This is a genomic window from Exiguobacterium profundum, from assembly GCF_042652865.1.
Lineage (GTDB): Bacteria > Bacillota > Bacilli > Exiguobacteriales > Exiguobacteriaceae > Exiguobacterium > Exiguobacterium profundum.
On the sequence record NZ_JBHSHG010000001.1, the window covers coordinates 1,057,585 to 1,080,365 of the forward strand.

Here is a 22,781-nt window from a genome sequence, read left to right on the forward strand (position 1 = left end):
CGACACAATCGGGCTTGCCTTTTAAATTCGTCCGAGCTCTTCGATTATATCGCTTGCGAGTACACTTGCGGGGTGTATACTCTGGCTAATCGACTTGGCAGCGAGCGCATGCCATAGCACCGCTTGCTCGTTCGGTGCCGAAGGCTTTTTTCTTCTAGCCCATAGCGCAAGTAGGATTCCGGTCAACACGTCCCCACTTCCACCTTTCGCTAACGCCGATGCTTCAACGGTATTGACGGCACCTGTTCCGTCAGGTGTAACGATGATCGTATACGTTCCTTTTAAAATCAAATGGACTCGGTGTTGCTTCGCGAACTCACAAGCGATGGAAAACCGATCTGCCTCGATCTCTTCAACCGATTTTCCGGTCAATCTTGAAAATTCACCTGGATGCGGTGTCAGCGTAAGCGGCCCCCGGGTTTCCAATCGTTTCGTCGATAGTGCCCCAGCGTCCAAGATGACAGGACAAGACTGCTGTTTTGCGTATTGCCAAATGAGATTCAACGCTTCCCCTTCGATCATACCGGGACCGATGGCAAGTGCATCGTACGGTTGTTCCACCACATCGGTGTGTTGCTGATACATCGCCTCAGGCAGTGTTGAGATAAGCGGGATCGCTTCACGTGGAATGGAGAGACGTAATAAGCCGATACCAGAACGAGTTGCAGCACGACCACCCAAGAATGGCGCACCGAGAAAATGACGACTCCCCCCGATAAGCATCCCGTGTCCATATGTCGTCTTATGACTGAATTGGTCGCGCTCCAAAAGAGATCGATCGAAATCAGTTTCGGTCAACACCTTCCAATCGGATGTATGTCGGAGTCCGATATCAATCCGTTCCACTTTGCCATAGAATGGAGCAGTCCGATTTAAGAATGTCGAACGTTTGAAACCGTGTAACGAATACGTATACGTCGCCCGTATCGCTATATCATCAAAGTCTCGAGCATGATCACTCGGTATGCCTGATGGTACATCAATCGAAATGACAGGCGTCGATTGACGATTCACCCATTCAATCACTTCCCGCGCTTGACCAGTCACGGGACCGGACAACCCAACGCCAAACAAGGCATCAATGATGATATCTGTTTGGATTGGCCGTTCCACAAGGCGAAGGAATGAAGATGCATAGGAAGCATGGATTGCAGCCGCCTCCGTTTGACTTTTCCCTAACGGTGACCACACGCTGACCTCATGCCCTTTCATAGCAATCTCTCGAGCTACGACCCAACCGTCCCCACCGTTGTTGCCTGTGCCACAAATCACCAAAATGGTAGACTGCGAATCGATTCGAATGTGAGGCACAATCGCCGAGGCCGCTCGCTCCATCAACACCTCTTCGGGCATCCCATTTTGAATCGCTGTGCGATCGATCTGCTTAATCTCAGCAGCTGTATAGATCATCTAACCTCCCCCTTCGATACAAAAAAGGGATTGAATCAAATCAATCCCTTTTGCTTACATTCTTTACAATACCCATATATCTCAAATTTATGATCGACCACTTCAAATTCAGGGTCGAGCGCCTCTACAAAGCGCATCGGACATAAATCGAGCAGTTTCGTCTTTCCACAGCTCCGACAAATCAAATGATGATGGTGATGTGCCGCACTGCAGGTGACTCGAAAGGATTTCTCACCATCGAGTTCCGTCGCTTCAAGTAATCCTTCCTCCGCAAACGACTTCAAATTTCGATACACCGTATCAAAACTCATCGTCGGATGTTTGTCTCGCATGTACTCGAGTACTTCCTTCGCACTGATATATCGGTCTTCTTCAGAGAGATAAGCATACATTTCAAGACGTTTCGGCGTCACTTTTAAAGAAGATGCACGAAGACGATTCAATTGTTCAGTCTCATTCATGTTGTACCTCCTTTTTCTTAAAACTCATGACTTTCTCGAACGCCATGACGGCTGCTAAAATACCGACTGCTATCAATACGATAACACCGCCCGGAGCGACATCGAGATCATACGCAAGGACAAGTCCACCGATTGTCGCGACCTCTCCGAAGATGATGGACCACATAATGGTCTGTTTGAAACTCGAAGTAAAGCGTAGCGCCGCTGCGACGGGTAACGTAATCAAACTAGATACGAGAAGTGTTCCAACAATTCGCATGCTGACGGCAATCACAAGCGCTACGATGAACATGAATAAAAGGTGAAGCATCGTACTCGGTAATCCTGACACTTTTGCCTGTTCTTCATCAAATGACAAGAACAGCAACTGCTTATAGAAAATAAGAATCACAAAGGCCGTCAAGACGGCTACACTGACAATCAATGTGATGTCCGATTGACTCACAGCTGAAATCGATCCAAACAAGAGTGTGGACAAGTCGACCGAGAATCCTCGTGATAGCGAGATAAAGATGGCACTAAGTCCCATTCCTGCGGACATCATAATCGGAATGGATAGTTCCTGGAAGTGCACATATTTACCTCGAAGCCAATTGAGTCCTAACGCAGCCAATACAGAGATGAGCGTTCCCATATACAGGGGGTTCAGGTCAGCGAATAGAGCGATATATTGTCCGAGAAATAAACTGAACGAAATTCCGGCAAGCGTCATGTGTGACAATGCATCGGCAATCAAGCTCATCCGTCTCACTACAATGAATGAACCGATGAGCGGTGCGGTAAACCCGATCACAAGTGCTGCAATGAACGCATAACGTAAAAAACTATATGTCCAAAGATCTGTGATCATGTCGTTCCCTCGTGAACAAGAACTTTGACAGGATAAGGTTTGATGGACGATGCGAGTTCTCCGAGCTCGCTATATTCTCTCAGTCCACAATTGCATGCTAATCGTCCGCGGTCGAGATGGACGACTTTCGTGACAAGATCGGTCACCACGTTTAAATCGTGGGTGACGAGGACGAACGTACAAGTCGTATGTTCACGAAGCATATGCAAGACTTCATAAAAATCTTGTAAGTGTTTTTGGTCCACGCCGACGGTCGGCTCATCGAGAATCAATAGATCAGGCTGGTTGACCATCGCCCGAGCGATAAAAACACGCTGTTGTTGCCCACCGGACAGATCTCCAATTTTCCGATGACGAAACTGCCACATGTTGACCGTTTGTAACGCATTTTGAATCGCTGCCTGGTCTTCCATTTTTAAACGTTTGAATAAACCGAGACGTCCATATCTGCCCATCGCAACAACTTCTTCGACGGTAACCGGGAATCCCGAGTTAAAGGAAGCCGCTTTTTGGGAAACGTAACTGATACGAGACTTGTCTTTAAACTGCGAAATGGGCTTGCCGAACAATTCGACCGACCCTTGTTGCGGGTTCAGTAATCCAAGAATGGTTCGAATCAAAGTCGACTTCCCAGAACCGTTTTCTCCAACGATTGCGACAAAGTCCCCTTGTCGAATATCAATCGATACGTTTTGTAAGGCTGGTGTCCCATCATAGAAGTAAGACACCTCGTTTAATTTGACGACAGATGTAGTCATCTAATCCCTTCTCTCATATGTTAAATCGTAATCATTTCTACTTTCTAGGCGTTTGTATTATACAGAATATCACGCATACCTTCAAGCAAGACCGGTTTCATCTAGCCAAATGGTGAACTACTCGCCACTTATCTGTTTCACAAATTGAAGTGGGAGCTTCTTGGGAAGACCGTACTTTTACTAGCCACGGTTATGGACCAAGCTCGTCGGGCAGTCCCTGCCCTGAAGGATTTGTCAGTCAGCCAACATCAATAGGTTGATGCTCGCATTGATGTCACGGTCATGATGCGCGCCACAGGCACACGTCCATTCGCGGACATCCATCGTCTTCTTCTGACCTTTCTCGCCACAAGAAGAACAGATTTGCGTCGATGCGAACCATTGATCCGCCTTGATGAGCGTCCGTCCGTAGAAGTTTGATTTGTACTCGAGTTGACGGACGAACTCATACCAACTGACATCTGCAATCGATTTGGCGACCTTGTGGTTTTGCATCATATGCTTCGATTTCAATGTCTCCACGACGATGACTTGGTTCTCGTCAACGATCCGTCTTGACAGTTTGTGAAGGAAGTCCTTGCGTTGGTTGGCAATCTTTTCGTGTTTCTTAGCCAAAAGTAATTTGGCTTTTTCACGATTCTTGCTACCGATTTTCTTACGTGACAGCGCGCGCTGCGCCTTCTTGACCTTCGCTTCGGATTGTCGGAGGAAGCGAGGGTTGTCGATCTTCTCCGAGACCATCGCATCGTTCGTCATGATGGCGAAATGTTTTAGGCCGAGATCGATCCCGACCTTGTTCTCGGCTGGGATCCATGGTTCATCGTCCTGTTCGACGAGGATGGAGATGAAGAACTTGCCCGTCCTCGTCATCGAGACCGTCGCCGACCGGATGACGCCCTCGAACGGACGATGTTGTGTGAACCGCACGAACCCGACCTTCGGCAGCCGAACCTTGCCCGCCTCGATGCGGATCGTTCCGTGCTGGTTGTTCGTCGTGGAGGAGGCGCGTGAACGTCGTCTCGATTTGAAGTTCGGGAAGCCGCCCGTCCCGGCGAAGAACTTCGCGAACGCGGTGTCGAGGTTCAGCTTCGCGTTCGCTAGCGCGAGGCTGTCCGCCTCGGCGAGGAACGGGAACAGGGGCTTGAAGGAGGCGGGTGTCGCCGGTTTCCGTCTCGTTCCGTTCCCCGCTTTCGCCTCCTCGCGGATGGCGATGCGGTCCTCGAGCAGCTTGTTGTAGATGAACCGGGCGCAGCCGATCGTCTTAATCAGGAACTCGGCCTGTGCCGGCGTCGGGTGGAGCCTGTATTTATAGCCTTTCAGCATGTCCGTCCCTCCTCCCTCCAGCAGATCGTGATATGTTCTCCTCATCCGATACCGCGGAGGGAGAGGGAGAATCTGACGTAATCACGAACTTTTGTTCGTCATATCTGTCACAAGGGAAAAGAGTTTTGGACCGGGCGATTCATCACCCGCCTACGCCGGGCTTCGCCCCGAGACGCTTAGAGGAGGGAGAATTCTCGCCTGATTTTGTTAAAATTAACGTAAATCGTATGTTCGTTCAAAACCTTGTCGATTACACTAGTATTATGAAGGGGATGGTTTTATGGAAAAGAAACTGGCAGTTATTGATATCGGATCCAACTCGATTCGAAACGTCATCTTCGAAGTGAACGAGGAAGGACAATACTTCGAACGGTTAAATGTGAAAGAAGTCGCGCGATTGTCCAGCCATATTAGTGATGCGAATGAAATGACTGAAGAAGGAATCGCTTCACTCATCGATACGTTACGTCACTTTAAAGAGTTAAACGACCATCATCACGTTACTGATGTGCTCCCAGTAGCGACAGCAGCCATTCGAAACGCAAATAACTCAGATGAGATTTTGCAGAATGTCAAACAATCTACTGGGATGACCATCCGCCTGTTGAGCGATTACGAAGAAGCATTTTACGGATATTCGGCCATCGTCAACTCTACCTATGTGGAAGATGGATATTCTGTCGATATTGGTGGGGGATCAATGGAAGTCACATATTTTCAGAACCGCGAACTCGTCTTCTATCATAGTTTCCCTTTCGGTGCCGTGACGTTAACGAAAGAATTCATGAAAGATGAGACGATGACGAAAGACGAGCGGAAAGCGTTGACCGCATACTTAAAGAAGGCATTCAAGGAAATTGAATGGCTCGAACCACACGGTGTCCCTCTTGTCGGTGTCGGCGGGACGGCTCGTAACTTAGTCCGGGTCGAACAGACCATATCGAACTTCCCGCTTGAAGGAATCCATCAGTATACGATTTCTGCTGAACAATTGGAGGACGTCATAGATGAACTCGTCGGAATGTCGAGTAAACAACTCGGGCGTTTGGATGGGCTATCAAAAGACCGGGTCGACATCATCGCGCCTGCCGTGACAGCAATCGGCGAACTCGCTAAATATTTGAAAGTGCCCGAGTTCACGATGAGTAACAATGGACTCCGCGAAGGACTCTTCTATGAAAACTATTTACATGAGCATGATAAAATTCGTTTTGCCGATGTGAAGGAAGAAAGTTTTCGTCATTTTGAAAAACAATATGACGTGAACCCGACTCGTCATCAACATCTCATCCGATTGGCTCGACAGTTGTATACCGGATTAATTGAAGTGAAGGCGATTAAACCGAAACCATTTGAGCCTGGTCTTCTTGAAGGTGCCTGCCGCCTTGCCTATGTCGGTGAATATATCGATCACAACAATAAAAGTGACCACACGTTCCATCTGATTACCACAAACGATTTCAAAGGACTAAACAACGAGGATCGACTCGCTCTTGCCCTCGTCACATCCTTCAAATCAAAACGAGTATTGGAACAACATATCGAGGCTTTCCCGAAATGGTTTGATCAAAAGTTATTGAAGAGTTTGGAGTTGCTCGGGTCGATTGTGAAACTCGTCGATGCCCTCGACTTGACGGAGCGTCAGATCGTGACGGACATCCATGTTGCTAGTACAAAGGACGGTCTCACACTTACGCTAGATACGAATGGTTCTGCACGTTTTGAGTTACAGCGAAGCACTCGCCATAAAAAGCATTTAGAACGCGCAATTGATCAATCGATTGAGATTGTCTTGAGCGAGGAGGAGTAACCATGTCCGAATATACGAATGAACATTTTAACAACCGTGAACTCAGCTGGCTCGACTTTAACGAGCGTGTCCTCGAGGAGGCGATGGATGAACGAAATCCATTGATGGAACGATTGAAATTTTTGGCGATTTTCAGTTCTAACCTTGATGAATTTTATATGGTACGAGTCGGTGGATTGAAAGATGAGGTCCTCGCCGGGTTCAATCGTCCGGAAGACAAGACGGGCCTCACTCCAAAACAGCAGATCAAGTCCATTTCGATGCGAGCGCAAGAACTCGTCGAGACACAATATGCGACATATAAAAAAATCACGAAACAGCTATCGAATCAGCACGTTCGCTTCTTACGGACGAAACATTTGAACAGGGCTCAACAAGACTTCGTGAAAGAGTATTTTCGAACGCACGTATTCCCTGTCCTGACACCGATTGCAGTCGATGCCTATCGTCCGTTCCCAATGCTCTTATCCAAGTCACTGAACATTGCTGTCGAGATTGCCTCGAATGGCGAAGGAAAAAAACGACTCGCCCTCGTTCAAGTGCCATCCGTTCTTCCGCGGTATCTGGAACTACCTACCGATGATGAAGAACATACCGATTTGATTTTACTTGAGGATTTGATCATTCAATTCATCGACTCACTCTTCAAAGGATTTGTCGTCGAGTCCACGATGCCATTCCGAATTACGCGGAACGCGGACATGCCGTTTCACGAAGAGGGCAGTCGTGACGTCTTGAAACAAATCGAAAAAGAATTGAAGAAGAGAAGATATGGGGTTGCCATCCGACTCGAGGTACAGCAACGATCGTTACGAAAAGAACTTTTGTTCATGCTACAAGACGTCCTTGACTTACATGACCGGGATATCTTTATTGTCGACGGTCCGATCGACTTGACCTTCCTGTTTGGGATCTACAATCAGATCGGGATGGAATATGATGACATGATCAATGAAACGTTGATCCCATTTATCCCAGAAGGTCTTGAATCGGGCAAAGATTTATTCCAAAGTATCGCTAAACAGGATTATCTGCTCCATCACCCGTATCATTCATTCGATCCAATCGTCCGTTTTATCGTTCAAGCCGCCAAAGACCCGAACGTCTTGGCAATCAAGCAGACACTCTATCGCGTCTCCGGGGACTCTCCCATCATCAAAGCCTTGACTGATGCAGCCGAGAGCGGAAAACAAGTCACTGTCCTCGTCGAACTAAAAGCACGTTTTGATGAAGAAAAAAACATTCAATGGGCGAAGCAACTTGAGAAAGCCGGAGCTCACGTCATCTACGGCTATAAAGAACTGAAGACACACTCAAAAATCACCCTCGTCGTTCGCATTCTAGAAGGTGGTGTGTTGCAACGGTTCATTCATCTTGGTACCGGTAACTATAACGATTCGACCGCCAAGCTATACACAGACATTGGGCTCCTCACGACAAATGAAGAACTCGCTGAAGATGCAACGAACTTTTTCAACTGGTTATCCGGTTATGGGGAACGACCATCTTGGCATCAGTTCGAGACGTCGCCTGACGACATGAAAGACTTCTTCTTGAATAAAATCGATGATGAGATCAAACTGCATGAAAAGTACGGCAACGGTCGCATCGTCGCTAAGATGAACTCGATCACGGACCGGGCCATCATCACAAAATTGTATGATGCTTCGTCCGCGGGAGTGAAAATCGATTTGATTGTCCGAGGCATTTGTTGCTTACGACCGGGAATTAAAGGGGTCTCTGAAAACATCAAGGTCATCTCGATCATCGATCGATATCTCGAACATTCCCGAATCTTTTATTTTTACCAAAATGGAAAAGAAGACTTGTACTGTTCCTCTGCGGACTGGATGACACGAAATATGAAAAAACGGATCGAGATACTCTTCCCTATCTTGAACGCATCACATAAAACATACATCAAAGATATGATGGCCCTTCAACTCGTCGATAATGTGAAAGCAAGAAGACAACGTTCTGACGGCCGCTATGTATACGTGAAACGTGAGACCAACGAGGAAGAGATTCAATCTCAAATTATCATCCATCAATATACGGGTGGTCGATGGAACAACATACCTAGCGTATTCGAACGAGAACCGTCAAATTGGGCGGAACGCGAAGTGCTCCGCCTTCGGGCCGAGAACGAGAAAATGACAGATGACTGATGTTAGACTTCTCAAATAAGAAAACTCGTTGTATAATAAATTCGATTCAGTTATTATGAAGCGCTTTCATTTAGAGACGGAGGAATTATTTATGCAGGAGATTTTATTATCATTACTCGCCGGCTTGATTTGTGGTGCCATCTTCACCGCACTCAAACTGCCACTGCCTGCCCCACCGGTATTGCCAGGAGTTGTTGGGATTTTCGGGGTATTCCTCGGAATGAAGGTTTATCAATTTGCTGTAGCGAACTGGCCATTCTAATAAAAGATGCCCTCGAAAAAGGGCATCTTTTATTATTTAGTCTAATGTATGAATGGCTTTATGACAGGTCGGACAAACCCAGATGCCACGTTCCTCTGTCAAGTGATACTCAATCAAGTGATACGCCTCTTGCCCAAAGCGTTCAGCTAGGTCTTCATGACAGTTCGCACAAGTCGTCACGTTCGACTTTGGTGCTAGAAGTTTTTCTCGAAACAAGTGCGCCTCATATGACGCTTTCGTCCATTTAGACGATGGTACATGATAGCCGTCATTCCATTTTGTTCGAATCGACTCGTACGGTTCATCCCCCTCATACATTCCCACTTGCAAGAGCGGATGATGAAAATGAAGTTGTAACAGGTCGACTAAGGAATACAGCGCTATCCCTTCCTGTTTCTCTCCGAGCCAATACGGATCGTCTGGTCGCTCAATCGTCTCTTCAAGTAACACCTCTGCTTCCGCCACGATGCCATGCCCCATCACTTCGATAAATGCTGTCGGTGTCGTCACGGACCCCTTTACATAAACGGGACTTTGTTCAAGAAAATAAGTCGGGAATGCGTTCCAGACATCATATCGCTTTGGATCGACTTGTAGGACGTTCATCGCTTATTGATGAGCGAGCGTGAATCGTTCACGCCACTCGGCATCAAATTGATTGGCACGGAACATTTCAATCTCTTGTTTATATGGAGCGACTTTTGTTTTTTCGCTAATCGGGATATATGGCGTTTCTAGAATTTTCGGTAGATGCGCAAATGCCTCGTGATGAATGACACGATTCAATGTATCAAACCCGATCTCTCCGTAGCCAATGTTTTCATGACGGTCTTTTTTTGCACCGCGCACATTCTTCGAATCATTTACATGAATCACTCCGAGACGGTCGAGTCCGACGATGCGATCGAATTGTTCAATGACGCCGTCTAAGTCACCGACTAAGTCATATCCTGCATCATGGACGTGACACGTATCAAAGCAAACTGAGAGTCGATCATTGTGCGTCACGCCATCAATGATGGTCGCAAGCTCTTCAAACGTCTTACCAAGTTCGCTTCCCTTCCCTGCCATCGTCTCAAGCGCAATCTTCACTTTTTCATCACCCGTCAACACTTCATTCAATCCTTCGATGATTCGAGCGAGACCGACTTCTTCTCCCGCTCCGACATGAGCGCCTGGGTGAAGAACGACGTGACGAGCCACTTGGAGTGCTTCTGCCCGTTTTAATTCCTGAGTCAAGAATGAAACAGCCAATTCAAACGTCTCTGGTTTCGTCGTATTCCCGAGATTGATGATATATGGTGCGTGAACAACAATCTCTTCGATGTCATGTGCGGCCATATGTTTGAGTGCTGCCTCAATATTTAAATCTTCAATGGGTTTACGGCGTGTGTTTTGGGGCGCACCTGTATACACCATCATCGTATTCGCCCCGTAAGAGACAGCCTCTTCACTCCCTGCTAACAACATCTTTTTACCTGATACCGAAACGTGTGAACCTATTTTTAACATCCTCATCTTCCCTTCATTTGCTTCTCTCTCTAGTGTACACAAAAAGAAGAACCGACTCCAAGAAGTCGATTCTCCCAAACATTATCGTTTATTTTTCTTACGTGCTGCACGGCGATCCGAGCGTTGTTGTTGCATATGCTCGCGTGATGCCGTCTCTTTCAACTTATACTTGAATTTCTTCTTATAGCCAGGCTTCACTTTCTTCTTCGCCTTCTTGATTTCACCGGCCATGCGACTATGTGCCGTATGCGAGACTTTCATCTTCCGGTCTGTTTGACGACGACGACGTGTTTTAATCGGTTGAATCGAACCGTTGCGCAAATCGACGTGTGTAAATTCAAACCCACGTTCTTCGAGACGGTTAATCGGTCCATTCTCATGGTCCTCATATAGTGTGTACGCCTCACCTGATGCGCCCGCACGTCCCGTACGACCGACACGGTGCGTATAGAAATCAAGGTCTTTCGGAATCCCATGGTTGATGACGTGAGAGACTCCTGAAATATCGATTCCGCGTGCCGCCAAATCCGTGGCAATCACGTATTGGTATTTCGCGTCGTTAATATCTTTAATCGCCTGTTTACGGCGACGTGCCTGCATATCTCCGTGCAATGTACCGACGTTAAGTCCAGCCTCACGGAACGATGTCTCTAACTCATCCGCTTCTTGCTTTGTGTTTGTGAAGACGAGACAAACGAACGGGTTGATTGCTTTCGCAATCTCGACAGTCAATTCTTTACGGTCACGGTGACGAACGGGGATCACGTGGTGCTTGATTTTTGGTGCGACGCGATGCTCGGGGCTCGCCTCTGCAAAGCGTGGGTCATGAAGGTATTTCTTCAAGAACGGTTCAAGGTTCTCAGGAATCGTCGCTGAGAAGACCATTGTTTGCAGTTTTTCAGGAAGCGCCTGTGCGATGCGGTCGACCTCCGGCAAGAATCCCATATCGAGCATTTGATCGGCTTCATCGACGACAAAGTGTGTCACTTTATGGGGGAATAACGCCTGTGCTTTCATGAGATCAAGGATTCGTCCCGGTGTCCCGATGATCAATTGTGGTGGATTTTTCATCTTATCGATCTGACGTTCGCGGTCTGTCCCTCCGACAATCAAACTCGATTTGATGTAATCTGGGTTTTTAATAAGAATCGATTTCAATTCTTCATGAATCTGCCAAGCGAGTTCGCGTGTCGGTGCGACGACGATTGCTTGAACTGAAGCATCTTCTGGGTTGATCGCTTCAACGATCGGTAACAAGAACGCAAGTGTTTTACCCGTTCCTGTCTGTGATTTTCCAATAATATCTCGACCATTCAAGGCAGCCGGAATAATCCGGGCTTGTATATCGGTCGGTTTCGTAATGCGCTTTTCTGTTAACGCATCAACCATAAACGGTAGCAATTTGAACTGTTGGAAGCTGTTCAATCGATACACCTCCTGTTTCTTTCCACTTTTCCTAGCATAGCGGAATCAAATGATTTGTCAATCAATCTTTTGCCACACCTTCATATAAATAACTCGATGAATAATAGTGTTTGGCAATTTTCTTTCCATTTAAATGTTGTTCGAGTGCTTTGAAGCCGACTTCCATCATCTCGTTCGGTGACTGCACGACAGTGGCATTGACCTTCCCGTTTTGAATGAGCGGATAGATATCTGAAATCCCGTCGACCGACACGATCGTCTTGTCCGTCAAACCGTGACTTTCTAAAGCCCGGACGACACCGAACGTATTATCATCGTTATGTGAAAAGACTGCATCAAATGGAATCTCTTCTTCTAACCAACGTGACATCTCGATTTCGGCTTGGAATGTGTCATAGTTCCCGGTGATGGATGCGATGATTTGAAAATCGTCGCCATGTTGCTTCTCGTACTCTCGAATGCCGAGACTCCGGTCCATCGTGGAACGAACTTTCGGGGTTCCCCTCACTTCGACCACGCGAATCGGACGATCGAGCTCATTATACTTGGCAGCAATTTGTTCGGCCGCCATCCGACCGATGTCGACATTGTCGGATACGACAGATGTGAGCACACTCGGATGATCAATCATACGGTCAATCGCAATAATCGGGATGTTTTTGCGTTTTGCGCGTTCTAATGAAGGTTGAATGAACGTGTCATCGAGAGTCGTCAAAAAGATGGCCTCGACACCCCGGTCAATCAACGAATCTAATTTTTCTTTTTCAAGGACACGCGAATCTTCACTCGTAGTCGGAATCGGGATGAACCCTTTTTGGTTTGCTGTATGCACGAACGAGTCCAATAGCTTATTCGCATGCTCGTGTTTATCACTGACAAATACGAATCCGACTTCTTTTTCATTCGTCTTTTGCTCTGGGAGTTGAATCGAGGTGATAAGGAGAATCGTCATGGCCCACACGACCGGTAACCAAAGCCAATAATGTTTTAGTCCTTTCATGACGGTTGTCTCCTTGGGATTTTGATTAAAATCGCGGTCCCTTTGTTCATCACACTATCGATCTCCATCGCACCGTTAACGCTCTTCAAGTACTCTTGAATCATATAGATTCCTAGACCGTTTCCACTTTCCTTCGTCGTATTGAAGGCGGAACCGACTGTCTTGAGTTGTTCCTCACTCATGCCAATTCCGTTATCTTCAATCAAAAAGCGATATTCCTGCTCCGTAAAGAGTACCGTCACGACGACACTCCCGTCAGCGCCTTTTGATTCGACGGCATCGACCGCATTTTTGAAGAGGTTGTAGATAATTTGAACGAGCATATCAAAGGATGCATAAAATGGCGGCATGTCGTTCGGTACAAGTAATTCCCATTTTGTCGGTCGTTTATAACATTCGGCATCCATTAAAAATTCAAGTCGTTTCGCAAAGTCTAACATGTTGATCCAATCTTCGTTTTTACCAGCCTGATCGGGTTTGGCGAGCGTCAACATCGTTGAAATCAAATCATTCGCCCGCTCCAGTTCTTTGATGGCGACATCCACCATATCTGAGCTACCTTGACCCTCGCGCACCATTTGTAACGTGATGTGGACGGGAGTTAGAGGATTTCGAATTTCATGGGCAATTCCCGCGGCCAATTGACCGAGTGAGGCTAATTTTTCTTGATGCAAAATCAACTGTTGCTGACTCAACTGTTCACGTCGTGACGTTTCCATCCGTTGTGCATAATCGTTATACGTGTCGAGTAGCGTCTCCACTTCTTTCGAACCCGTTCGTTCCAACGAGATCGTTCCGAGCGATTGTTGTTGTTTAATTTGATTGACCAGCTCGACAAGCGGATTCGTTAACGTCCGGGAAAGCAACAATCCAACGAGAATGCTCAGGAAGAATGTAACGAGCGCAATCATCAAATACTGCCAACGCGTGTCGTAGACCGTTTCATAGACGGAGTCATTTTGATGTTTTGCGAGCATGCTCCATCCACTGACTCGTGCATCTGGTTCAAACATTACCGTATCTTCATCCGTACTCAAGATTGTCCGTTCGCTTCGATCTAATGCTTCGTCGATGACTTCACGCGATATCCGACGCTCTGCATCTGTGACCAAGTTGAACGAAGTCGTCAACACTTCGCCTTGCTCATCTAACAAGTATAGAATCATGTCATCATTCGCAGATTCCAACGAACGACGATACAAGTCAGAGTTCAAGACACTAATGCTTCCCCCAAAAATACCGATTGGTCGGTTCTCTTCGATGACCGGAACGTATAGGAAAGTTCCCATATCCCCACTGATCATCACAGGGTCACTCATATATAGTTCTTTTCCACTGGCAGTCAATACTTCCGTAAACTTCGGATCGCGTTTCAAGACAGAAGAGGCGACTTGTCGCTCCGAGTACCATTTAAATGAGTCTTGATTGACATCATAATAAAAGATGGACGTAAAACTCGTGCGTTGATTCAAATATCCTGTTCGGATCCGTTCTTCAATCCATGGCTCATTTCCAACGTAAGCGCCTAAGTAAACTAAATCCTCATACAATTTCCCAAGTCGGGACTCCACATTCTCAATACTGTCATCGATGGCGTAATCAAATTGCTCTTTCGCCAATTCTTCTGCTCGAGACACCGTGACGCGGTCAGCAGAGAAGGCAAGTGATGAAATGACAAGTGCTAAAATAATGATGATGATGAACGTAATTTGGAAAAAGTACGATTTTCTTAGTTCACGCAATGGTTTCATGCGATTCACGGCGTCCCTCCTCTCTAACCTAAAAATTATAGCATGAATACACGCAAATCTTTTCGTATTTTCGAAACAATGTTAGACTAATACGTATGAAAGCACTTCGAAAGGAGCCTTCGTCTTCATATGAAAGTTAAAAAAATTAGCCCACGCGGATATTGTTATGGTGTCGTCGATGCCATGAAGCTCGCAAATGAGGCCGTCGCAAATCCAGATTTGCCACGCCCGATTCATATACTTGGAATGATTGTCCATAACCGTCACGTCACGCAGGCGTTTGAGGATCTCGGTGTCAAAACCGTTGATGGAGAAGACCGCATGCAAGCGCTCGAAACCATCGATCGAGGAACGGTCGTCTTCACGGCGCACGGCATTTCACCACTCGTCCGGAAACGTGCCATCGAGAAAGGATTGACGATTGTAGATGCCTCTTGTCCTGACGTCTTGGTCACACACGATTTGATTCGTGAGAAAACGGCAGAAGGATATGATGTCATCTATATCGGAAAACACGGGCATCCGGAACCGGAGGGTGCAATTGGTGTTGCACCAGACCATGTTCATTTGATTCAATATGAACATGAAATCGATCAGTTGCCGAGTCGCTTGTTCGAACGAAAAATTTTGGTGACGAACCAGACGACGATGAGTCAATGGGACGTTTCCGCATTAATTGAAACGATTCAAGCCCGTTATCCTCACGTGGAAGTGCATAATGAAATCTGTAACGCGACGCAAGTTCGTCAAGAAGCCGTCGCTGAACAAGCGGGAGACTGCGAATTGTTGATTGTCGTCGGAGATCCTAAATCTAACAACTCCAATCGTTTAGCACAAGTTTCAAAAGAGATTGCCGGAACGAATGCATATCGAATCGGTGACTTGAGTGAACTTGACTTGAATTGGCTCGAGGGAGTCGAGACCGTCGCTGTGACGTCGGGCGCCTCTACTCCTACACCGATCACAAAAAAAGTCATCGACTTTTTGTCGCAGTATGACCCAGACGATTTAAGCACGCACGATAAAACGCCATTTCTTGAACTTCGGAGCATCTTACCGAAAGTGAAAGCTTTGCGTAAGTGAAGGAATCCCCCATTCTCTCAGAGGATGGGGGATTTTTAGGATTTACTTGAATTGAAACGGGTTCGTGTTGGCAACAGATTGAATCAAGTCGACATTAATTTTCGCTTTTTCAAACTTTTTGCTGAGCACATCGATTACACCTTGTTTCATGATACTCTCGACATGATGCCCTGGGTCTACGACTGCAAGCCCAAGGGCCATCGCATCATGAGCCACGTGGAAATATAAATCACCCGTCACATATGCATCTGCACCTTTGAAATGCGCAGTAGACACATATTTATTCCCGTCTCCACCTAATACGGCAACTTTTTCAATCGAACGCCTCGGGTCTCCGACGACTCGCACGCCCTCAACCCCAAAGCTTGTTTTCACGTGTTCGGCAAACTGTTCAAGTGTCATGGCCTGTTCAAGTCGACCGATTCGCCCTAGCCCAAATACATGACCGTCGATTTCATCGCGCATGAGGTCATACGCCACTTCCTCATAAGGATGGGCGTCTTTCATTGCTTTTAGTACACGCTTTTTCTGACTCTCCCGAACGACCGTTTCGATTTTTACTTCGTCCACTTGTTCCGTTTCATGTGGGCGACCGATGAAAGGGTCTGTCCCTTCGAGCGGAGTGAATTGTCCCGTTCCGGAAACACGGAACTGACAGTCCGCATAGTCACCGATATGTCCCGCACCCGCTTTTCCTAGAGCACGGGATACGTCTTGCGCATGCGTGGATGGAACGAATACAGATAGTTTATAGACCGGCTCTTCATAGGTCGGGACGAGTACTTTCGTATCGTGAAGACCGATCGCCTCACTCATCCAATCGTTCACACCACCGCTGCATACGTCTAAATTCGTATGGGCGACATAGACCGCGATATCGTGCTGAATACATTTCATCGTAATCTTCCCAGCCGTGGAGCGGTCATTGACTTGAGCTAACGGACTAAAGATGGGTGGATGATGCGCGATGATCAAATCAATCTGTTTCTCAATCGCTTCATCCACAACCGATTCGAGCACATCAAGCGTGACCATGACCCGTTTGACTTCTTTGTTGAGCGATCCAATCTGTAAGCCGATTTTATCCCCTTCAACCGCCAAATGTTTCGGAGCAAATTCTTCAAACAATTGAATCACTTGATTGCCGTTCGCCATTACTGACTCACCTCTCTCATTTTGTCACGCATCCGTTTGAACTCCACTTGTTTTTGAATCAAGGCATCCGATTGAATGCCAGCTGCCATCTGTCCAAGCACATAATCGAGCTTATCGGCTTCACGACTCCATTTGAGTTTAAATGGTTCCGGTCGCTCTTGAATAAGATATGGGCCGAATAACAACTGCCACATCCGCTCGTCCGACGCGTCGCTATAGATGGTCTCACTACCTTTTTCTCCGACTAGGATTTCGTAGACTTTATCATTTTCTTCTACAATTGCCTCTTCGACAAGGACATATCCATGTTCAAGCAGCCAGCTTCGTACGTGTTGCCCATCAACGTTCGGTTGAAGGACGAGTCGTTCGACCGCACCGAGCTTATCTTGACCCGCTTCGAGAATCGAGCGAATCAAACTGCCGCCCATCCCGCAGATCGAGATACACGTCGCTTCATTGGGCTGTAAGACAGCAAGACCATCGCCGAGGCGTACATCAATGGCATCACTGGCCCCAATCAAATCGACTTGTGCTCTCGCAGCTTCCATCGGTCCAACGTTCACTTCACCCGCGATTCCTTTTGAAATGATTCCTTGCTGAAAGGCATAGCATGGGACATACGCATGATCCGAACCGATATCGGCGAGCACACTTCCTTTTGGGATATAATCGACAACCTGCTTCAATCGTCGGTCTAACATGACACGTTCTTGCATACAGACAACTCCTTTGTTCTACTTCTTCCCTAGCGTATCGAATTCTCTACAGTTCGACAACAAAAAACGCACCCCATCACGGAGTGCGTCACCTCTTATTGTTCAATCAACCAGTTCGCAAGCACTTCTGCTTCTTCAGCTGATGCAAGACCTGCTGGCATCGCACCTTGACCGTTGACGATGATGTTTGCGATTTCTTCTGGTGAGAGACGATCGCCGACACCTGTAAGTGCTGGACCGACGCCACCTTCAAGGTTTCCGCCGTGGCAACCTGTGCAACCCTTCGCAGCATACAACTCTTCTGGGTTCATTTCAGTGACTGCTGGACCTTCAGCCGCTTGTTGCGCCTGATTCACCCCAAAATACGATAATGATACCATGGCAATAATTGCGACGATTGCGATTGCCGCAAACGGTAACAATGGATTACGCATTGTAGTTCCCCCTCATGTTCATTCCAAATTTCTATCCAACACTATTTTACTCAAAAAATAATAAAGAAGGAAGGAAAATCACTCATTTTCCTTCCTTTCTTCTAAAACTTCACACTTTATTCAAATATGAAATTAATCGAGGAAGTCTTTCAAGCGTTTGGAACGGCTCGGGTGACGCAATTTACGAAGGGCTTTCGCCTCGATTTGACGAATCCGCTCACGTGTGACACCGAATACTTTACCAACTTCTTCGAGTGTGCGTGTGCGGCCATCGTCTAGTCCGAAACGCAGGCGAAGGACGTTCTCTTCACGGTCTGTCAACGTATCCAACACGTCTTCTAATTGCTCTTTCAACAATTCATAGGCTGCCGCATCTTGAGGAGCCATCGCATCTTGGTCTTCGATGAAGTCACCGAGATGTGAATCGTCTTCTTCCCCAATCGGTGTCTCTAGAGAAACAGGTTCTTGGGCAATCTTTAGAATTTCACGGACTTTCTCAGGTGTGAGTTCCATCTCTTTGGCAATCTCTTCCGGAGAAGGTTCGCGACCGAGGTCTTGAAGCAATTGACGTTGGACACGAATCAATTTGTTGATTGTTTCCACCATGTGTACAGGAATACGAATCGTACGGGCTTGGTCAGCAATCGCACGTGTGATGGCTTGGCGAATCCACCACGTCGCATACGTCGAGAATTTGAACCCTTTCATGTAGTCGAATTTTTCGACCGCTTTAATGAGTCCCATGTTCCCTTCTTGAATCAAATCAAGGAAGAGCATCCCACGACCGACATAACGCTTCGCAATCGACACGACGAGACGTAGGTTCGCTTCTGCGAGACGTTTTTTCGCTTCTTCGTCCCCTTGCTCGATTCGTTTAGCGAGCTCCGTCTCATCTTTCGCACTGAGAAGGTCGACACGTCCGATTTCTTTCAAATACATCCGAACCGGGTCGTTGATTTTGATTCCAGGAGGTACTGATAAGTCGTTCAAATCGACTTCTTCATCCTCTTTTTTCGCAGGTGTTTCTTCTGCGTCAGCAGCATCTTCTGTGACACGGATGTCTTTAGCCTCTAAATCTTCGATGAAGTTATCGATGAAATCCGAATCCACCTCGAAGTGACTAAGGCGATCTTGGATTGCTTGCATTGAGACGACGCCTTTTTTCTTACCTAACTTTTCAAGTTCCTCTATGGCGTTAAATAAATCCTCTTTCTTCTTCTCTGCCATCTAGCAGTTCAACTCCTTCCAAACTTCATCCACGATCATCGTTCTCGAAGACGACGACTACGGGCAATCAATTCTTGTAGCTTGGACGCCTGGTCTACAATACTTTCGGCGTCTTGAGCGATTTCCCTTTTTGCACGCTCGATTTGACGTTGCTCCTCATAACTGTTTATCACCCGAATGTATTCGTCTAAAACCTCTTCAGACAGTTCATCCGGTCCAGCCATCAGACGGATCTCTGCAAAACGCATCGCATAATCAGGGCGTTGATCGCAATAACGCTCCATGAACGAAAGCGTGATTTGATCAAACTCATCCTGTGTCATCGTATCGGATACGATTTCATACAATGCTGACCCTAACATACGATGGGTTTCATCTTGATAACGAAGCCCTAAACGGTCGCGTACGAAACGGACCTGCTCCGGTCCCGTCAACATCGCACGCAACAAGTACTTCTCGGCTTTCATCCAACGAGGCTCACCTGTTTTACTCGAACGCTTCCGTACCGGCTCTACAGGTTCCATCGCACGGGTGGGAGTTGATTCACTTGACGTCGGACGAGGAATTCTCGAACGGAGCGTCTCTAGCGGAATCTCAAACTCATCCGACAGTTTCTTCACATATAAATCTCTTCGAATCGAATCATTTGTCTTCCCGATCTCTTCAAGCATAGATTCAATAAAGCGAATCCGTTCTCCTTCTCGGTTCAAGTTTTTTCCTCGCCGGTACATGCGATTCATAAAATCGAGAACACTCAACTGCTCAGTTTCAATAAACTGCTGCCAGTGAGTTGCCCCATGCTGACGGATATAATCATCTGGGTCCGTCTTTTCCGGTAGTGGCAAAACTTGTACATCGAGTGGAGACGCTTCTAAGAGGCGAATGACTTTTTGTGTCGCTTCTTGTCCCGCGTGGTCTCCGTCATAACAGATAATGACTTCATCCACGATTCGAGATAGCGCCCTCGCATGTTGAGGAGAGAACGCGGTTCCGAGCGATGCCACAACTTCTTGTGTGCCCGCTTGCGCGACTTGTAAAACGTCAACGTTCCCTTCAACGAGGAAGACACGCTTTTTCTTACGCATCGTCGCCCGGGCTTGAGAGAAGCCGAACAATAACTCGCTCTTATTGAAGAGTGGCGTCTCAGCCGTATTCACATATTTTGGTTGTCGGTCATCAATCGCTCGTCCACTGAAGCCAACGATGGTGCCGTCTCGATCCGCAATCGGAAAGACGACCCGTCCTTCAAATCGGTCAAAATATTCACCGGACTTCGACTTTGAAATCAAACCTGCCTCAACCATTACTTCTAAATCAAACCCGCGCCGCTCCAACAGCTCGACAGTAAAGCGTCGTTGGTCTGGGGCAAAACCGATCTTGTATTGCGCAATCGTCTCTTCAGCCAGATCACGATCCCGTAAATACGTTAAGCCCACTTCTCCAGCTTCTGTTTTCATCAACACTTCATGATACAAGTCAGCGACAAGGCGATGCGCATCACGCATCTGTTTGCGCCATACCTGTTCTCGCGTCAGTTCCTCGTCCCCTTGGATCCCGTCTACCGAAATATTCGCCCGTGTTGCCAAGCGTTCGACCGTCTCAGGAAACGACAATCCCTCGGTTTCCATCACGAACGTAAATACATTTCCGCCGGCGCCACAACCGAAACAGTGATACATCCCTTTTTCAGGTGAAACGGAGAAAGAAGGTGAGTTTTCGGAATGAAACGGACATAATCCGACAAGGCGGTGTCCTTGTTTCTTTAATTCGACACGTTCGCCAATCAATTCTACGATATCGGTCGCTTGTTTCACTTCTGCGATGACTTCATCTGGTATTCGTGGCATGTTGACCACTCCCTGTTTCCAATCTCGCAACGAAACGGAACGCTCATCACGTTCCGTTTCACTGTACTGTCAATACTCTATTATACCCTCTTGAAGCAATGATTACTAATTGAAACACTTACTCATTCAATCATCTTTAGACTGTTCAAGATGACGCAAGATGATCCCTGCCGTTTCTTCAACTGCTTTGTTCGTCACATCGATGACATCGCAACCGATTCGTTCATAAATACCACGCGCATACTCGAGTTCACGATTGATTCGCTCTAGCTGCGCATAATCTGCTTCCGGCTTCAAACCTAGCGATTTGAGACGTTCCATCCGGATTGAAATCAGCTTTTCCGGGGAGATGATCAACCCGACACATCGTTCAGCAGGCAAATCAAACAATTCCTCAGGCGGTCTCGATTCTGGAACGAGTGGCACGTTCGCGACTTTGTATCGTTTCAGTGCCAAATATTGAGATAGCGGCGTCTTTGACGTTCGAGAAACACCGACCAACACGATATCAGCTTTTTTCAGGCCACGTGGGTCCCGACCATCGTCATACTTGACGGCAAACTCCATCGCCTCGATTTTTCGGAAGTAATCATCATCCAATCGATAGATGAGTCCCGGCTTTTCACGTGGCGCTTCTTTCAATTGGCTAGATAATACATCGAGCAAATCTCCGAGCAAATCAACCGTTTTCACTTGATGCGCTTCACCAAGCCGCATGAGAAGGGCGCGATGTTCCTCATTAACGAGCGTGAACGCAATGATGGCCTGTTGTGCTTTTGCTTGCGTGACGACATCGATAATCGTCTGCTCATCTTCGACGAACGGGATGCGAAGGGTTTCGATCGCATTCTCGTGGAATTGGATACTCGCTGCGCGGACGACGAGTTCGCACGTCTCTCCGACCGAGTCACTTACAACGAACACGAGTTGTTTCGTAGTCAATTCGATTTCCTCCTCAGATCGACTCATCGTTCGCTAACGCAATGAGCACCTTCGTCATATTGGTCTTCGTCATACGGCCGAGTACAATCAATTTCCCATCTTTTTCTTCTACGACGGGCATGGCATCGATTTGTTTCTCAATCAATTTCATCCCAGCTCGAATCAACGTTTCTGTTTTCTCACATACTGTAATGTTCGGCATGCGGGTCATGATGACGTTGACGGGTAACTGGTCTAAGTCTTGATTTCCGATGGCCGCACGAAGGAGGTCTTTACGAGATAAAACTCCGACTAACTCCCGGTCACGTCCGACAACGAACAATGAGCCGACATCTTCTAAGAACAACGTGACAATCGCATCATATACCGTCATCTCATCCCGTACGACTTTCGCAGAAGACATGAATTCCCCTACGGTCAGCGAATCTAACTTTTCTCGTAGCATCGACGAATTCCGTTTGCCAACGAACGTGTAGCCGACACGAGGTCTAGCTTCAAGTATGCCTGTCATCGTCAAAATAGCGAGGTCAGGCCGCAGGGTCGCACGTGTCAATGAGAGCTCTTGTGCGATTTGTTCCCCTGTGATCGGCCCGTTCTCCTTCACGATCTCGACGATTTTTTGTTGGCGTTCATTCAGTTGCATAGCC

General features: G+C 47.1%; 21 protein-coding genes. 4 read left to right on the plus strand and 17 right to left on the minus strand.

The genetic code is table 11. From position 1 onward, the window contains the following. Window positions 1-21: 21 nt before the first annotated feature. The 5 genes from ACFO4U_RS05545 to tnpB form a co-directional block, all read right to left on the minus strand. Window positions 22-1,410 (minus strand): NAD(P)H-hydrate dehydratase, encoded by a 1,389-nt coding sequence (locus tag ACFO4U_RS05545; RefSeq protein WP_215243830.1) that lies wholly within the window; start codon window positions 1,408-1,410, stop codon window positions 22-24. Between the two features lie 35 nt (window positions 1,411-1,445). Then, a complete protein-coding gene (locus ACFO4U_RS05550; protein ID WP_012726625.1) occupies window positions 1,446-1,871 on the minus strand; it encodes a Fur family transcriptional regulator in 426 nt (141 codons plus the stop codon). Next, window positions 1,864-2,721, minus strand: a complete 858-nt coding sequence (locus tag ACFO4U_RS05555) for a metal ABC transporter permease (RefSeq protein WP_214690748.1) — start codon at window positions 2,719-2,721, stop codon at window positions 1,864-1,866. The genes ACFO4U_RS05550 and ACFO4U_RS05555 overlap by 8 nt, the downstream gene beginning before the upstream one ends. Further along, a complete protein-coding gene (locus ACFO4U_RS05560; RefSeq protein ID WP_074036635.1) occupies window positions 2,718-3,479 on the minus strand; it encodes a metal ABC transporter ATP-binding protein in 762 nt (253 codons plus the stop codon). Before ACFO4U_RS05560 ends, ACFO4U_RS05555 begins: the two co-directional genes overlap by 4 nt. A 234-nt stretch (window positions 3,480-3,713) precedes the next feature. Continuing rightward, entirely contained in the window at window positions 3,714-4,802 is a 1,089-nt protein-coding gene (gene tnpB / locus ACFO4U_RS05565; protein ID WP_215243829.1) for an IS200/IS605 family element RNA-guided endonuclease TnpB, read from the minus strand. Between the two features lie 280 nt (window positions 4,803-5,082). On the opposite strand from tnpB, the gene ACFO4U_RS05570 reads away from it, so the two are divergent. The 3 genes from ACFO4U_RS05570 to ACFO4U_RS05580 all read left to right on the plus strand — a co-directional run bounded on the left by ACFO4U_RS05570 (window position 5,083) and on the right by ACFO4U_RS05580 (window position 9,042). Beyond that, window positions 5,083-6,612, plus strand: a complete 1,530-nt coding sequence (locus ACFO4U_RS05570; protein WP_215243828.1) for a Ppx/GppA family phosphatase — start codon at window positions 5,083-5,085, stop codon at window positions 6,610-6,612. 2 nt (window positions 6,613-6,614) lie between these two features. Continuing rightward, window positions 6,615-8,780: an RNA degradosome polyphosphate kinase gene (locus ACFO4U_RS05575; protein WP_215243827.1), complete on the plus strand. Its 2,166-nt coding sequence runs from the start codon at window positions 6,615-6,617 to the stop codon at window positions 8,778-8,780. Window positions 8,781-8,871: 91 nt separating this feature from the next. Further along, window positions 8,872-9,042 (plus strand): DUF1427 family protein, encoded by a 171-nt coding sequence (locus tag ACFO4U_RS05580; RefSeq protein ID WP_012726630.1) that lies wholly within the window; start codon window positions 8,872-8,874, stop codon window positions 9,040-9,042. 36 nt (window positions 9,043-9,078) lie between these two features. Here ACFO4U_RS05580 and ACFO4U_RS05585 read toward each other — a convergent pair whose 3' ends face one another. The 5 genes from ACFO4U_RS05585 to ACFO4U_RS05605 form a co-directional block, all read right to left on the minus strand. After that, on the minus strand, window positions 9,079-9,648 hold the full coding sequence (locus ACFO4U_RS05585) for a hypothetical protein (RefSeq protein ID WP_196430869.1): 570 nt from the start codon (window positions 9,646-9,648) through the stop codon (window positions 9,079-9,081). Window positions 9,649-9,651: 3 nt separating this feature from the next. Further along, complete coding sequence (locus ACFO4U_RS05590; RefSeq protein ID WP_074036625.1) at window positions 9,652-10,554, minus strand: deoxyribonuclease IV; 903 nt, start codon at window positions 10,552-10,554, stop codon at window positions 9,652-9,654. A gap of 81 nt (window positions 10,555-10,635) precedes the next feature. After that, window positions 10,636-11,979 (minus strand): DEAD/DEAH box helicase, encoded by a 1,344-nt coding sequence (locus ACFO4U_RS05595; RefSeq protein ID WP_012726633.1) that lies wholly within the window; start codon window positions 11,977-11,979, stop codon window positions 10,636-10,638. Window positions 11,980-12,040: 61 nt separating this feature from the next. Then, window positions 12,041-12,979, minus strand: a complete 939-nt coding sequence (locus ACFO4U_RS05600; protein ID WP_211782641.1) for a sugar ABC transporter substrate-binding protein — start codon at window positions 12,977-12,979, stop codon at window positions 12,041-12,043. Further along, window positions 12,976-14,730: a sensor histidine kinase gene (locus ACFO4U_RS05605; protein ID WP_230237482.1), complete on the minus strand. Its 1,755-nt coding sequence runs from the start codon at window positions 14,728-14,730 to the stop codon at window positions 12,976-12,978. The genes ACFO4U_RS05600 and ACFO4U_RS05605 overlap by 4 nt, the downstream gene beginning before the upstream one ends. Window positions 14,731-14,859: 129 nt before the next feature. Between ACFO4U_RS05605 and ACFO4U_RS05610 the strand changes: the two genes are divergently transcribed. Next, window positions 14,860-15,813 carry a 4-hydroxy-3-methylbut-2-enyl diphosphate reductase gene (locus ACFO4U_RS05610; RefSeq protein ID WP_012726636.1) on the plus strand — a complete coding sequence of 318 codons (954 nt, stop codon included), beginning with the start codon at window positions 14,860-14,862 and terminating at the stop codon, window positions 15,811-15,813. Window positions 15,814-15,855: 42 nt separating this feature from the next. Here ACFO4U_RS05610 and ACFO4U_RS05615 read toward each other — a convergent pair whose 3' ends face one another. The 7 genes from ACFO4U_RS05615 to ACFO4U_RS05645 form a co-directional block, all read right to left on the minus strand. After that, window positions 15,856-16,968: a Nif3-like dinuclear metal center hexameric protein gene (locus ACFO4U_RS05615; RefSeq protein ID WP_215243826.1), complete on the minus strand. Its 1,113-nt coding sequence runs from the start codon at window positions 16,966-16,968 to the stop codon at window positions 15,856-15,858. Next, entirely contained in the window at window positions 16,968-17,684 is a 717-nt protein-coding gene (locus tag ACFO4U_RS05620) for a tRNA (adenine(22)-N(1))-methyltransferase (protein WP_159562495.1), read from the minus strand. The genes ACFO4U_RS05615 and ACFO4U_RS05620 overlap by 1 nt, the downstream gene beginning before the upstream one ends. Window positions 17,685-17,779: 95 nt before the next feature. Then, window positions 17,780-18,118 carry a cytochrome c550 gene (cccA, locus tag ACFO4U_RS05625; protein ID WP_012726639.1) on the minus strand — a complete coding sequence of 113 codons (339 nt, stop codon included), beginning with the start codon at window positions 18,116-18,118 and terminating at the stop codon, window positions 17,780-17,782. A gap of 132 nt (window positions 18,119-18,250) precedes the next feature. Further along, complete coding sequence (gene rpoD / locus ACFO4U_RS05630; RefSeq protein WP_012726640.1) at window positions 18,251-19,345, minus strand: RNA polymerase sigma factor RpoD; 1,095 nt, start codon at window positions 19,343-19,345, stop codon at window positions 18,251-18,253. A 35-nt stretch (window positions 19,346-19,380) separates the two neighbouring features. Further along, a complete protein-coding gene (gene dnaG, locus ACFO4U_RS05635) occupies window positions 19,381-21,192 on the minus strand; it encodes a DNA primase (protein WP_159562496.1) in 1,812 nt (603 codons plus the stop codon). A 126-nt stretch (window positions 21,193-21,318) separates the two neighbouring features. After that, on the minus strand, window positions 21,319-22,161 hold the full coding sequence (locus ACFO4U_RS05640) for a pyruvate, water dikinase regulatory protein (protein WP_196430874.1): 843 nt from the start codon (window positions 22,159-22,161) through the stop codon (window positions 21,319-21,321). Then, complete coding sequence (locus ACFO4U_RS05645) at window positions 22,148-22,777, minus strand: helix-turn-helix transcriptional regulator (RefSeq protein ID WP_215243825.1); 630 nt, start codon at window positions 22,775-22,777, stop codon at window positions 22,148-22,150. The genes ACFO4U_RS05640 and ACFO4U_RS05645 overlap by 14 nt, the downstream gene beginning before the upstream one ends. Window positions 22,778-22,781: the final 4 nt, after the last annotated feature.

Excerpts from the sequence above, each read along its gene's own strand:
- ACFO4U_RS05575 (WP_215243827.1), top strand. The coding sequence starts at position 6,615 with ATGTCCGAATATACGAATGAACATTTTAACAACCGTGAACTCAGCTGG.
- ACFO4U_RS05620 (WP_159562495.1), bottom strand. The coding sequence starts at position 17,684 with ATGCAAGAACGTGTCATGTTAGACCGACGATTGAAGCAGGTTGTCGAT.
- ACFO4U_RS05600 (WP_211782641.1), bottom strand. The coding sequence starts at position 12,979 with ATGAAAGGACTAAAACATTATTGGCTTTGGTTACCGGTCGTGTGGGCC.
- ACFO4U_RS05555 (WP_214690748.1), bottom strand. The coding sequence starts at position 2,721 with ATGATCACAGATCTTTGGACATATAGTTTTTTACGTTATGCGTTCATT.
- ACFO4U_RS05560 (WP_074036635.1), bottom strand. The coding sequence starts at position 3,479 with ATGACTACATCTGTCGTCAAATTAAACGAGGTGTCTTACTTCTATGAT.
- tnpB (WP_215243829.1), bottom strand. The coding sequence starts at position 4,802 with ATGCTGAAAGGCTATAAATACAGGCTCCACCCGACGCCGGCACAGGCC.
- ACFO4U_RS05610 (WP_012726636.1), top strand. The coding sequence starts at position 14,860 with ATGAAAGTTAAAAAAATTAGCCCACGCGGATATTGTTATGGTGTCGTC.
- dnaG (WP_159562496.1), bottom strand. The coding sequence starts at position 21,192 with ATGCCACGAATACCAGATGAAGTCATCGCAGAAGTGAAACAAGCGACC.
- ACFO4U_RS05545 (WP_215243830.1), bottom strand. The coding sequence starts at position 1,410 with ATGATCTATACAGCTGCTGAGATTAAGCAGATCGATCGCACAGCGATT.
- ACFO4U_RS05550 (WP_012726625.1), bottom strand. The coding sequence starts at position 1,871 with ATGAATGAGACTGAACAATTGAATCGTCTTCGTGCATCTTCTTTAAAA.
- ACFO4U_RS05640 (WP_196430874.1), bottom strand. The coding sequence starts at position 22,161 with ATGAGTCGATCTGAGGAGGAAATCGAATTGACTACGAAACAACTCGTG.
- ACFO4U_RS05615 (WP_215243826.1), bottom strand. The coding sequence starts at position 16,968 with ATGGCGAACGGCAATCAAGTGATTCAATTGTTTGAAGAATTTGCTCCG.
- cccA (WP_012726639.1), bottom strand. The coding sequence starts at position 18,118 with ATGCGTAATCCATTGTTACCGTTTGCGGCAATCGCAATCGTCGCAATT.
- ACFO4U_RS05570 (WP_215243828.1), top strand. The coding sequence starts at position 5,083 with ATGGAAAAGAAACTGGCAGTTATTGATATCGGATCCAACTCGATTCGA.
- rpoD (WP_012726640.1), bottom strand. The coding sequence starts at position 19,345 with ATGGCAGAGAAGAAGAAAGAGGATTTATTTAACGCCATAGAGGAACTT.
- ACFO4U_RS05580 (WP_012726630.1), top strand. The coding sequence starts at position 8,872 with ATGCAGGAGATTTTATTATCATTACTCGCCGGCTTGATTTGTGGTGCC.
- ACFO4U_RS05590 (WP_074036625.1), bottom strand. The coding sequence starts at position 10,554 with ATGTTAAAAATAGGTTCACACGTTTCGGTATCAGGTAAAAAGATGTTG.
- ACFO4U_RS05645 (WP_215243825.1), bottom strand. The coding sequence starts at position 22,777 with ATGCAACTGAATGAACGCCAACAAAAAATCGTCGAGATCGTGAAGGAG.
- ACFO4U_RS05585 (WP_196430869.1), bottom strand. The coding sequence starts at position 9,648 with ATGAACGTCCTACAAGTCGATCCAAAGCGATATGATGTCTGGAACGCA.
- ACFO4U_RS05605 (WP_230237482.1), bottom strand. The coding sequence starts at position 14,730 with ATGAAACCATTGCGTGAACTAAGAAAATCGTACTTTTTCCAAATTACG.